Here is a 13069-nt window from a genome sequence, read left to right on the forward strand (position 1 = left end):
GCTTAAAGAAAGTGAACAGATTTGTATAGTGATGAACAAAAAAAGAGGTGCATCGTGCATTACGACACACCTCCTTTATAATTATAGCTACAATTATATTTCACTATAAAGTTTAAAGAAATACCTTTGATAGTGTCTTTTTCATGATAATAAAAAGCTTTTCTTACAATTAGTTTTTGTTTCAAGCATTCGTTTTATTCCAGTAATAAATATTGTGATATGACTATTGTAATGTTTATTTGATTAAAATAAAATGGAATTTCATTTCATAAATAAATAGAACAATGGCAAATTTAGCGAATTTATATAAATTGGTTTACTTATTTCAGTAGAATAAAGGTAGAAAATTATTTTTTTTATACTTCTCAAACAATTTATATAGTAGAAAAGCAGGCAAAGCGAAGAAATACTTTTGTGTTGATTGTCAGTTCTTTACATAAATAATTAGTTCCGCAAAGACTTTGGTAGTTTCCTTTATCGGAATGGCTACACAAGAAGTAGCTATAAAACAGACTGTTAATATCACTTTGAAGTCGGATGCCGAAGTGCTTGAAGAAGTGGTAGTAACAGGATATGGAGTTCAACGCAAAGCTTCATTTACTGGTGCTGCTGCTATTATTGGTGAAGATGTTATAGCCAAAAAATCTGATGCTAATTTTGTGAAAGCACTAGAAGGAGCTGTACCAGGCGTACAAATGAGCAACTCTACCAGTATGCCTGGTGTTTGGAGCGAGATTTATGTTCGTGGACGTGGTTCTTTGAATTCAGGCACTCAGCCATTATATGTAATAGATGGAATGCCTGTCAACTCTGAAACAGATGGTATGAGTACGACTACAAATAATAATTTTGATCCGATGGCCGCAATCAACCCTTCTGATATTGAAAGTGTTACAGTTCTAAAAGATGCTGCGGCTACAGCCATTTATGGTTCACGCGCAGCTAATGGCGTTATTGTAATCACTACTAAAAAAGGAAAAGAGGGAAAAATGAGCATCAACTTAGACATTAAACAAGGATTTGTTTCAATGGGAAATCATAATATGGATTACGCCAATGCTCAAGAATCTATGAATCTATTTGCTCACGGACGTTCTGTTGCTTATGGTAACACCTATGATGAGAGCTATGATTATTTGAAAAAAGTATATCAAGGTTATGGTTGGGATGGTGTTTCATCCTACGATTGGATGGATGCTATCACCCGTAAAGGATACTACCAAGACTACAATGTAAACCTCCAAGGACGTTCTGGTTCTACTGGTTATTATGTTAGTTTAGGTTATTTAGATACTGAAGGATTGATTATTGGTTCTGACATGAAACGTTATTCAGGACGTTTGAACCTAGACTCTAAGTTCAGTTGCTTTACTATCGGTGTCAACGCTTCATACAGTAATTCTACCCAAAACGGCTTTTCACAAGCTACAAGTGGCTCTATGTCCAGCGCTACTGTAGCAGCTATAAGTTCTATGAATCCTATGATGCCTTTCTATAATGAAGATGGAAGTTATGCCAATATCAGTAATTATAATCCTCTAGCTTTATATGATGAAAAAGCTGGTGAAATCAATGAAAACAATAATCAAACATTGAACTTCAACCCATATTTGCAGATTGATCTCGGAAAAGGTATTTATGCAAAAACTACCTTAGGTGTAAATATTGCTGATTTACGTCAATATCAATATTGGAGTGCATTATATAATCCACAAGCTGTTGATTATAATGGATTAGGTCAACAGTACAATTCTCGTTATACAACAATTACGTGGAACAATGTATTAGGTTGGAACTATACTTTTGACAAACACAATATTAACTTGTTATTAGGTCAAGAGATGCAACGAAAGAATTATTTCTATGAATATTATTCAGGCTCTGATTTCCCATTTGCAGCTGATGGAAAAACCGACCTTTCTACTGCTGGAACTCCTCAAGGATCGGAATATTATAAGAAAGAAGCTCGATTGGCATCATATTTTATGGATGCACACTACTCTTACGAGGATAAATATTATGTATCTGGTTCATTCCGCCGTGACGGTTCCTCTGTTTTCGGTTCAAATCATCGTTGGGGTAACTTTTGGTCTGTTGGTGGAAAATGGCGTGTAAGTGGAGAAGAATTTCTTAAAGATAATTCTATTATTACCAATGCCACTCTTCGGGCCTCTTACGGAACCGTAGGTAATCAAGATATCGATTGGTATGCAGCACGTGGTTTCTATTCTTCCGGATACAATTATAACGAAAAGCCTGGTATGACTCCCACTAGCATCTCTAATTCAGATTTGACATGGGAAACTTCAAAAAAATTTGATATAGGTTTTGATTTATCTTTAATTAATCGTATCCATCTTACTTTCGATTATTATAATGAAGAGACGAGTGACGCATTGTTTGAAGTACCATTGTCCATGACTACAGGTATGTCTACAGTATACCAAAATATTGGTGCAATCCGCAACCGTGGTATTGAAGCATCTATCAATGCATCTGTTATCAACAACAATAATCTTACATGGAATATTTATGCAAATATGACATGGAACAAAAATAAGATCATCAAACTATCTACAGATGAACCCATAGAATATACTTATCAAATTATTGAAGAAGGACGCCCCTATCGCCAATTCTATATGAAAGAATATGCAGGCGTTGACCGCGAAAATGGTAAACCATTATGGTATCTGAATGAAGAAGGCAACGAAACGACCTCCGACTACAATGCAGCAGCCAAACGTTATGTAGGCGATGCTGACCCCAAAGTTTTAGGTGGATTCGGTACAAATTTAAGCTGGAAAGGATTTGACTTTAACATGAACTTTACCTATAGATTAGGAGGAAAAGTTTTCGATTCCGGAGCTTCATTCACCGGATTTGGTATGGCCAATCGTACTCCGTTGAAAGACGTTGCATTAAATTCATGGACAGAAGAAAATAAAGATGCCAAATATCCACAATATATTTATGGAGATCCCAATAAAGCAACTCAAACTTCTTCTAGATTCTTATATAGCAGTAATTTCTTACGTATCAGTAACATGACCTTAGGTTACACTGTGCCCGTAAATCTAACAAAGAAAATATTCATTCAAAAATTACGAGCTTATATATCCATTGATAATTTATATACATTTACATCCAATGATTTTGTTGGATATAATCCTGAAACCTATTCCAATGGTGTAATTGCGTGGCAATATCCAGTAACCCGTACATTCATCGGAGGTATTCAATTAAGTTTTTAAATAAGGTAAAATTTAATAAAGGAAAGATATGAAAAAATATATTTTAAATGCAATTGCCATTTTTACATTTGCAACAGGACTTTCCTCATGTGGTGACAGTTTTCTTGAAACTGACAACTATAAAGGAGTGGACCTAGAAGGAGGGCTCAACACTGTAACTAACGTTAGTACAGCATTAAATGGAACTTATTATCAATTATTTTATTATGCATTTGCTGGTAACTATGCTTTAGCTATTGGTGATATTCCTACAGATATTACTTATTGGAATACTAAAACCGGACATTTTGATGGTATTTATACCTATACTTTTACAGATACAGATACTTATTTAAAAAGTATTTGGGAGTATGGTTATAAAACAGCTGATAATGCAGCACGTGTAATTCAAGCTTCTCAAGCACTATATAACAATGCAAGCGATGATGAAAAAACAGAACTTAATATGTATATGGCTGAAGCTTATGCTCTAAGAGGTTACGCACAATTATTGCTTACTAATATTTATGGGCACCAAATAAAAGTGAATGGACAAGATTTTTCTTCCGAACTAGGAATCGTCATAATTGACCAACCCAAAGAAGCATTGACTAAAATCAGCCGTTCTACTGTTGGCGAAAGCTATGAAGCCATCATCAATGACCTAAAAAATGCATTATCCCATTTTGAAGCAGCTGGTAAAGACAGAGGAGAACTCCAATATTTAGGAAAAGCTGCTACTAATGGTTTATTGGCCCGTACCTACCTATATTTAGAAAATTGGGATGAAGCAAGAAACTATGCAGAACAAGCACTAAAAATAGCGGGTATTACTACTTTAACCAACGATGCTAATGCATACAAAGCTCTTTATAATAGTGAAATATCAAATTCCGAAAGTATGTTTGCTTTAGCTATTACTAATACAACAAACTGGTCAGCTAATTCATATGGAACTTTGTGGTCTACATACAACTTTAGTCCTAGTCCTAAACTAATTTCAATGTATGCAACTAACGATTGCCGTAAAATTCTTATTGATGGAAGAGATAAAACTTCTACAGAATCTGAACCTGTTTACACAGGTGGTAAAATTGCTCACTTTTCGTCAGGTAACCCTGCTCGTGGAACTAATTATATTGTAAATGCTCCGGAAATGTATTTAATTAAGGCTGAAGCAAATGTACAATTAAACAAATTGAATGAAGCCAAAGAAGCTTTATTAGTAGTAGCCAAGCGTAATTTAGATATAAAATCAACAAACGATTTACCGAGCGAAAAAGAAAATCTTATGAGTTTTATAAAAGACGAACGTGCTCGTGAGTTATTCCAAGAAGGTATGCGTCTATATGATTTGCGTCGCTGGAATGAAAGAGTCAGTGTATATGCCAACAGTGCTCCAGCCATCAAATTTACTTATACTAATTACGAAATATCAAATTTAGTATTTCCTATTCCTAGTGCAGAAATCAACGCTGGATTCGGAGTAACTCAGAACAATTGGACAAATACTCTTCCAAAATAAATAATCACATTTTTTATTTTGAAAGAAAAATGCTTTTCAAGGGATGCCCCCATACACAGGAGCATCCCTTGAAAACAAATATCGGGCATTCCTTATGCAAATACATTGTTTGTGCCAACAGACTTATCCATCAACATCTTCCATTCAATTTTATAAGAAAGAAGCGATTTCCCGCCAATCCCTCATATCAAAACCAGGTTTAAAAGGCAAGCTCTTCTCACCTTTTATATTATAATAAACATTTCCCATCCCTACGTTTTTCGCACCTTCAACGTCATTCTTCCAATTATCTCCAATCATTAAAGAAGTATGCAGCTCGGACTGCGTAGCCGACATGGCAAAATAAAAAATCTCCGGAAACGGTTTATGTACTCCTATATCCTCTGACAAAACTATTTTCTTAAAATATCCTTCCACACCGGCAGAACGCATCTTCTGCTCTTGCAATTCCCTAAATCCATTGGACAAAATATACAGATTATAAGCGGATGCCAAATATTCCAAAGCCTCTCTTGCATGAGGCATCAGTTTCTTCTTGTAAACTATATCATCAAAAAAATTATCCGAATAGGCTTTTACCAACGCTTTATCTGCAACGCCTACCTGCAACAACGGATAGGCAAATCTTTGCTCATTCAACTCATCTTTTGTAATCCTACCAGCACCATATTCATTCCACAACTCCTCATTCTTCCCGCTATACAAAGTATAAAAATGCGAAAAAGAACGAAAATAACGATCAAAATGATATTTATCATACATGTCTTGGAATGTATCACGAGCGTTTTCAGTAAAAGCCCATACCGTATCATCCAAATCAATAAATATACTTCTATACATACAACATAAAGCAGATTAAAAAAGGGTTGCGTCACTCACGGCACAACCCTTTCACAGAACAATAATTTAAATTCCTTATTTCACCTGAATAACAAGATAGCGTGATACGCTCCAGAATTCAGTAGGATTTGTAATCTTCAAAGTCAGCTGGCCTTTCGCATCTTTCACCAGTTCATATGAACCAGCCGGATGTGTAGTCAGCAATTCGGCGCGTTTAGAATACAACTTGATTTCCTTATCAGTACGAATATCAATCTGAGTAAAATAATCCTTATTAAAATCCGCACTTTTCAGGACATCACCTTTTTCAAGAATTTTCTGGTCCTTCAATTCAGATTTTGTACCAAAAACAAACCAGGCAGCATTCAAAGCTTTATCCTGGCTGGCTACAGTTGCAGCCTTCGCCTCATTTTCAGCGGTCAGTTCACTTACATTCTGGCTTAAACCGGCCACAGCATCATCCAGCTCAGCGATACGAATATTTTTTGAAGCCAATTCAGCCTGCAAAGTCTCAATCTGCTGCTGTTTAGCTTCCAACTCCTTCGTCAGGTTGGCTACAGCTTTCTTCAACTGAGCGGAATTATACTGACTATTCTTCAATTGCTTCTCCAGTTTCGCAATCTGCTCACGGTTTGACTGTAATTTTTCACTGATGAAGCGAATATCTTCTTTTATCTTATCAGCACTATTCTCACGAATAGAACCACTCTGTAAGTCTACACGATTCTCAGCTTCATTTATCTGACGAAAACCTTCCTGTACTTCATTGAAAGCACCCATGATATCGTCCAATTCAGCATTTCTGTTTGACAGTTCTACCATCAAAGAATCATTTTGAGCCTTCAAGGCATCTTTCTGAGCTCCATTACCGCATGAAGTCAATAAAGCCACAGATAACAACGATAAAAATACTAGTTTTTTCATTTGCTTTACATTTTAAGTTTATTCATTTTTAGTCCTCTTTCCCACCGAGTACGATTACGATTTCACCTCGCGGCTCGTTTTGAGTGAAATGCGCTATAACTTCAGTTAATGTGCCCCGAACACTTTCTTCGTGAATTTTTGAAATCTCACGACATACGGAAACAGGCCTTTCGGCACCGAAAAACTCGGCAAATTGAGTTAAGGTTTTCACCAAACGGTAGGGTGATTCATAAAATATCATCGTCCGTTTTTCTTCTTGCAAAGAGGTCAAACGGGTCACTCTTCCTTTTTTTTGTGGCAGGAATCCTTCAAAGCAGAAACGTTCATCAGGCAATCCCGACGCCACCAGCGCAGGTACAAAAGCAGTAGCTCCAGGCAAACATTGCACCTCAATGCCACTCTTCACACACTCACGCACTATTAAAAATCCGGGATCAGAAATACCAGGAGTTCCGGCATCAGATATTAAAGCAACAGTTTCGCCCGCTTTGATGCGATTCACAATACCTTCCACTGTTTTATGCTCATTAAACTTATGATGAGACTGCATGGCGTTTTTAATTTCAAAATGTTTCAAAAGAATACCCGAAGTACGCGTGTCTTCCGCCAATATCAAATCAGCCTCTTTCAACACACGGATGGCACGGAAAGTCATATCCTCTAAATTTCCTACTGGAGTAGGTACGACATACAGTTTTCCCATAAAACAATTGCATTCTGTTATACTGGAACAAATGTAGAAAGAATTTAAATGCATAAAGTTAATTGTCCCAATTATTTAACAGATGTTGCACTTTTGTTTAACATTATATCTTTTATTAATAAATTTCCAAGTGAAAATAATCCTTTTTCGGGGTACAAGTCGTACATTTGCACTCAGAATTAATCTAATTGTTATAACTAAATTATGGTAGTTTTTTCAGAAGACCACATCCAGGAAACACGTAGAAGAGGAAGAATAGAAGTAATATGCGGCTCAATGTTCTCAGGTAAAACCGAGGAACTAATCCGCCGTTTGAAAAGAGCGAAGTTTGCCCGTCAACGGGTTGAAATATTCAAACCGGCCATAGATACACGCTATTCGGAAGAAGAAGTTGTATCACATGACAGCAACTCTATTGCCTCCACCCCTATTGATTCTTCTGCCAGCATCTTGCTTTTCTCCTCAGACAAGGATGTAGTGGGTATAGACGAAGCGCAATTTTTTGACGAAGGTTTGGTTGATGTCTGCAACAAACTGGCTGACAACGGGATAAGAGTCATTGTCGCCGGATTGGACATGGATTTCAGGAGAGTTCCTTTCGGACCTATACCTGCCTTGCTGGCTATTGCAGACGAAGTAACCAAAGTTCATGCCATTTGTGTGAAATGTGGGAACTTGGCCTATGCCACCCACCGAATCACCAAAAGCGAAAAACGGGTCCTATTAGGGGAAAAGGCAGACTATGAGCCTCTTTGCCGGACCTGCTATATGGAAGCTTTGAAAGAGGAAACTGAAAATAAATAACACACACTTTATGATACAGAAAAAAATAACATTCGATAGTTTTATCCGCGGAATATTGACAGCGATGGTCATTATCGGCATTCTATATCTGGTCAACCGACTCAGCGGAGTGCTGCTTCCTTTCTTCATAGCATGGCTGATAGCCTATCTTACCTATCCGATGGTCATTTTCTTTCAGAACAAATTGCGTCTGAGGAACCGGGTAATCTCCATATTGGTTGTTTTGCTGGTATTACTGTCCATTATCACTTTAGCATTTGTAGGACTTGTACCACCAATCATTGAAGAATTCGGCAAACTGAAAGAATTGCTCACCGCCTATTTTATCGAAGGATCCAAGCAAGCAGCTATTCCCGGCACAGTGGCCAATTTCATAAAAGAGCACATAGATATGTTGAAAATACACGAAGCGCTGAACGAAAGCAATTTTGCGAATACCATGCGTAATGTTCTTCCCCAAGTATGGGCATTGCTGACCCAATCTGTCAATATTGTATTCAGTGTATTCACCTCATTCATCATCCTGCTGTACACTTTCTTCATTCTATTAGATTATGAAGCCATTGCACGGGGATGGATAAAACTGATCCCTGCCAGACACCGTGAAATGACAGTACATATTGTCACGGATGTACAGGACGGCATGAACAAATATTTCCGCGGGCAGGCGTTTGTCGCTTTTTGTGTAGGGATTCTGTTCAGCATAGGGTTTCTTATTATTGATTTCCCGTTAGCCATCGGTTTCGGATTGTTTATCGGGCTTCTCAATATGGTTCCCTACCTTCAGCTTATCGCTTTTATTCCCACAGTCTTATTAGCCTTACTGAAGGCTGCGGATACAGGAGAGAATTTCTGGTGGATATTATTTTGCGCCTTCCTTGTGTTCTGCATCGTACAAATTATACAAGACGGTCTGATTGTACCGAAAGTTATGGGAAAAATCACAGGATTGAATCCTGCTATCATTTTATTATCCCTCTCCGTCTGGGGGGCATTAATGGGAATTGTAGGTATGATTATCGCTTTGCCTTGTACCAGCTTGATGCTTTCTTACTATCAAAGATACATACGAATAAAAGAAAAAGAATTTTCCGGAGGGATAGAACACACTGATTTTCAGCACAAAGAGAATTCTAACGAAAAATAATTCAAAAAAATCAAGTAATATATTTGCATATTTCATCTAAAACGTCTACCTTTGCACTCGCAATTCGGAAGAATAGCAATAACAAAGGATTGATTCGCTAGCTCAGCAGGTAGAGCACAACACTTTTAATGTTGGGGTCTTGGGTTCGAGCCCCAAGCGGATCACCAAAGAATCAGAGAGTTACACCAAAGTAACTCTCTTTTTTTATGCCTTAAACGCGCCGGTTTACATGGTTCGGTTAAACCGAGAGTTAAACCAAGAATGGATTTTCCGGATCAGTTTTCCAAAATATTCTTGGCGTATCAGCCTTTCCCTTCAGCTCCCACTAGAAAGTTCGAAGCATTTATGCCCTCATGCCCTCACTGCAAACATAACAAGCTAACTATAAACCATTTATACGCCAATGGTAAAAATACTTGCTCTCACTCATACCCTCATGCCCTCACTACATTTTCAAGGAAAATTTCACATAGCATACTGTTTATCAATCATATACTCTCTTTTTTATAAACTATTCCAGCTTGACACAAAGTAGAGCATTCCAAGTCTTTTTCAATGAAAAAGCACCATAAAAGATTTGTACCTCCAAGGAATGACGGCTTACGATGCATCGGCAGAGATAAAAAACACCCCTGCCCTGATGTGGATTTTCATTCTGAACGTATGGAAGTTCATATACATACATATAAGAATGAATATAATATATGTATAACCCTGTACATACACCGGATTCATCACTAAAAGATTTTACCTGTATCCCCAAACCTTTCCCGCCGTATGATTAAAGGTTTTCTTCCCGTCTGTTTTATCTCCGCAAGCCTTTGGAGTTATCTCCATAAGCTTTGGAGTTATCTCCCAAGGCTATGGAGTTAACTCCCAAGGCTATGGAGATAGAATACATCCGCATAAAAAGGGTTAATCTGGAGATAGAAAAGGCTTAGGCAACAGGGCTGGATGCGATATGCATTCTTTTAATCCCGCCGACGGATTATTATTTTTCCGTATCTCCTCCTCTTGAATGTCACAACAGCAGAAAAACCGGACCGACAAACTTCTTTCACACACACTACAGATGTTTATACCGAGCCTGAAAAAAGAGATGAATGGAACAATAAAAACAGCCTTCATTAAATTTCTACCACCTCAATTTACCAACTGTTCAAACAAATGGCCACACTGTTCTATTTCTCCCTTTTAAACATAAATAATACCGATGGCTTGTTCATTCCTAGAATAATAAATACCTTTGCAGCCTTAATAAAAAAAGCAATGAAGTTTGATATAAAAAAACATATTTATTTAATACTTTTATTCATCTTATCTTTCACTGTAGAGACAGCTCAATCACAAGAAGTTACCAACATCCATATAGCAGCGACAGATACGGTGCCAACCTATACCAGCGACTCTGCCGTTATCAATTTCTTAAAGGATGCCGGCATTCCTATCACCCAAAACAGCAAACTGAAATTATTAAAAAGCGGTCGGGCCAAATTCATCGATCTCTTTGAGGAAATACGGCATGCCAAACATCATATCCACTTAGAATACTTCAATTTTCGTAACGATTCCATAGCGAACGCACTATTTGATTTATTGGGAGAAAAAGTGAAAGAAGGAGTGGAAGTCAGAGCTTTGTTTGATGCCTTCGGCAATTTGTCAAACAACAAGCCATTGAAAAAGAAACACATACAAGCAATCCGTGACAAAGGAATCGAAATTGTCAAGTTCGACCCTTTCAAATTCCCCTATATCAATCATGCCCTGCACAGAGACCATCGCAAGATTGTAGTCATAGACGGAAAAATAGGATATACCGGTGGCATGAACATAGCCAATTACTATATAAAGGGTCTGCCGGAAATAGGCGACTGGCGCGACATGCATATCCGTATAGAGGGAAATGCCGTAAACGAATTGCAGGACATCTTCCTGGCCATGTGGAACAAAAGCACCAAACAACACGTAAGCGGAAGCCAATACTATCCCCTACGAAACGATTCTACTTTCAAGGGAAATAAGAATGTAGCCATTGTAGACCGCATTCCGAAAAAAGAACCCAGACTGATGAGGCAGACTTATATCAAGTCCATTGATGCCGCACAGGATAAAATACAAATAGTGAATCCCTATTTCACTCCCATTCCAAGCATTAAAAAAGCCATAAAACGTGCGTTGAAGCGAGGCGTTGAAGTAGAAATCATGATACCGGGCAAATCGGATATTCCTTTTACCCCCGATGCCGCGTTCTATACAGCAAACAAGCTGCGTAAGAAAGGAGCAAAGATTTATGTGTACAATGGCGGGTTCCACCACTCTAAGATCATGATGGTGGACAGCCTGTTCTGCACTGTGGGAAGTACGAATCTGAACAGCCGCAGCCTACGCTATGACTATGAGGTCAACGCTTTCATTTTTGACAAAGAAACCACACATGAACTGAACACCATGTTCGAGCATGACAAGCTGGACAGTACCCTGTTTACCAAGGAAGAATATAAAAAACGCTCCGGATGGAAACGCTTCGTCGGTTGGTTCGCCAATCTGTTCACTCCGTTCCTATAAACCTCTGCCACTTCCCCAAACAAAGGTTTACAGATTGTTTCATCTCCTGCAAGGACGGGGCTTATCCCATCCGCAAGTATTCTCCATGCAGTAAAGCTTGACAGGTCATCATCAAAGAGAGCAATACCTGTAAGCAGGAGAAAGGTTACTCCACCATCACGGACGGTATCCCTGACAAGTGTGGAAAACCACGGCTTAGCTGCAAGGAAACGCTTTTCTCTCCGTATGTTTCACTTTATTATAGAACAAAGATAAAATAAATCGCTTTTTCATCCCCATAAACTACGATATTTTTCTTATTTTTGCCCAAATATGTAATTCCGCCCGATAAGGCATAAGAGAACGAGACAGAACGATGAGAGTAGTTGATTTAATAAAAAGTACGGACAATACGGCTTTTTCTTTTGAAATTCTCCCTCCGCTGAAAGGAACGGGTATTGAAAAACTGTATAAAACGGTTGATACGCTACGCGAATTCGACCCTAAATATATCAATATTACAACCCACCGCAGCGAATATGTGTACAAGGAGCTGGGAAACGGGCTGTACCAACGTACACGCCAGCGCCGCCGTCCCGGAACAGTTGCTGTTGCCGCCGCTTTGCAGAACAAATACAATATAACGACAGTGCCACATATCCTGTGCAGCGGTTTTTCCCGCGAAGATACAGAATATGTATTGTTAGATCTACAATTCCTGGGCATCACCGACTTGTTGGTACTGCGTGGTGACAAGGCAAAGCACGAATCAGCTTTCGTACCCGAAAACAACGGTTACAACCACGCCATAGAACTGGAAGAGCAGATCAATGATTTCAATAAAGGCGTATTTGTAGACGGTTCCCCCATCAAGGTAACAGGAACTCCGTTCAGTTATGGAGTAGCCTGCTATCCTGAAAAACACGAGGAATCACCCAATATGGAACAAGATATTTATTGGCTGAAGAAAAAGATTGAAGCAGGAGCTGAATATGCTGTGACACAGATGTTCTATGACAACCGCAAATATTTCGAATTTGTAGAAAGGGTAAGAAAAGAAGGAATCAATGTACCTATTATTCCGGGTATCAAGCCTTTCCGCAAATTATCCCAGCTGAACATGATACCCAAGACGTTCAAGATAGACTTGCCGCAAGAACTGGCAGGCGAAGCGATGAAATGTCAAACAGATGAAGAAGCGGAAAGTCTTGGCATAGAATGGTGCATACACCAGTGCCGTGAATTAATAGCCTGTGGGGTTCCCAGCATTCATTTCTATACCGTAAGTGCCGTGAACAGTGTAAAGGAAGTTGCAAAAGCAATTTATTAAACAGTAAATAAATGACTAT

Annotated in this window: 10 protein-coding genes and 1 tRNA gene; 7 read left to right on the forward strand and 4 right to left on the reverse strand. The window is 38.4% G+C overall.

The window, feature by feature from the left end:
* Window positions 1–461: 461 nt before the first annotated feature.
* Window positions 462–3254: a TonB-dependent receptor gene (locus AB5062_RS19870; RefSeq protein ID WP_050484658.1), complete on the forward strand. Its 2793-nt coding sequence runs from the start codon at window positions 462–464 to the stop codon at window positions 3252–3254.
* Window positions 3255–3282: 28 nt separating this feature from the next.
* A complete protein-coding gene (locus AB5062_RS19875; protein WP_005842656.1) occupies window positions 3283–4758 on the forward strand; it encodes a RagB/SusD family nutrient uptake outer membrane protein in 1476 nt (491 codons plus the stop codon).
* Between the two features lie 150 nt (window positions 4759–4908).
* Here the strand turns inward: AB5062_RS19875 and AB5062_RS19880 are convergent, their stop codons facing one another.
* From AB5062_RS19880 to rsmI, 3 genes are all read right to left on the reverse strand, one after another.
* Window positions 4909–5598: a YjjG family noncanonical pyrimidine nucleotidase gene (locus AB5062_RS19880; RefSeq protein ID WP_005842658.1), complete on the reverse strand. Its 690-nt coding sequence runs from the start codon at window positions 5596–5598 to the stop codon at window positions 4909–4911.
* A 75-nt stretch (window positions 5599–5673) separates the two neighbouring features.
* Entirely contained in the window at window positions 5674–6522 is an 849-nt protein-coding gene (locus AB5062_RS19885) for a hypothetical protein (RefSeq protein ID WP_005842660.1), read from the reverse strand.
* Between the two features lie 28 nt (window positions 6523–6550).
* The gene (gene rsmI / locus AB5062_RS19890; RefSeq protein ID WP_005842662.1) at window positions 6551–7225 is read right to left on the reverse strand and encodes a 16S rRNA (cytidine(1402)-2'-O)-methyltransferase; all 675 of its coding nucleotides are present in this window, start codon (window positions 7223–7225) and stop codon (window positions 6551–6553) included.
* A 204-nt stretch (window positions 7226–7429) separates the two neighbouring features.
* On the opposite strand from rsmI, the gene AB5062_RS19895 reads away from it, so the two are divergent.
* From AB5062_RS19895 to AB5062_RS19905, 3 genes are all read left to right on the forward strand, one after another.
* Window positions 7430–8029, forward strand: coding sequence for a thymidine kinase (locus tag AB5062_RS19895; RefSeq protein ID WP_005842663.1), 600 nt, complete (start codon window positions 7430–7432; stop codon window positions 8027–8029).
* Between the two features lie 10 nt (window positions 8030–8039).
* Window positions 8040–9176 carry an AI-2E family transporter gene (locus AB5062_RS19900; RefSeq protein WP_100263127.1) on the forward strand — a complete coding sequence of 379 codons (1137 nt, stop codon included), beginning with the start codon at window positions 8040–8042 and terminating at the stop codon, window positions 9174–9176.
* A gap of 91 nt (window positions 9177–9267) precedes the next feature.
* Window positions 9268–9343, forward strand: a tRNA-Lys gene (locus tag AB5062_RS19905).
* A gap of 638 nt (window positions 9344–9981) precedes the next feature.
* Here the strand turns inward: AB5062_RS19905 and AB5062_RS19910 are convergent.
* The gene (locus AB5062_RS19910; RefSeq protein WP_074783440.1) at window positions 9982–10083 is read right to left on the reverse strand and encodes a left-handed beta-roll domain-containing protein; all 102 of its coding nucleotides are present in this window, start codon (window positions 10081–10083) and stop codon (window positions 9982–9984) included.
* Window positions 10084–10445: 362 nt separating this feature from the next.
* On the opposite strand from AB5062_RS19910, the gene cls reads away from it, so the two are divergent.
* Both cls and metF read left to right on the forward strand, forming a co-directional pair.
* Window positions 10446–11741 carry a cardiolipin synthase gene (cls, locus tag AB5062_RS19915; protein ID WP_005842718.1) on the forward strand — a complete coding sequence of 432 codons (1296 nt, stop codon included), beginning with the start codon at window positions 10446–10448 and terminating at the stop codon, window positions 11739–11741.
* A gap of 355 nt (window positions 11742–12096) precedes the next feature.
* Window positions 12097–13050: a methylenetetrahydrofolate reductase [NAD(P)H] gene (gene metF / locus AB5062_RS19920; protein WP_005842720.1), complete on the forward strand. Its 954-nt coding sequence runs from the start codon at window positions 12097–12099 to the stop codon at window positions 13048–13050.
* Window positions 13051–13069: the final 19 nt, after the last annotated feature.

This window comes from Phocaeicola sp. RTP21359st1_B8_RTP21360_211022, from assembly GCF_040911965.1.
GTDB classification, from domain to species: domain Bacteria; phylum Bacteroidota; class Bacteroidia; order Bacteroidales; family Bacteroidaceae; genus Phocaeicola; species Phocaeicola vulgatus.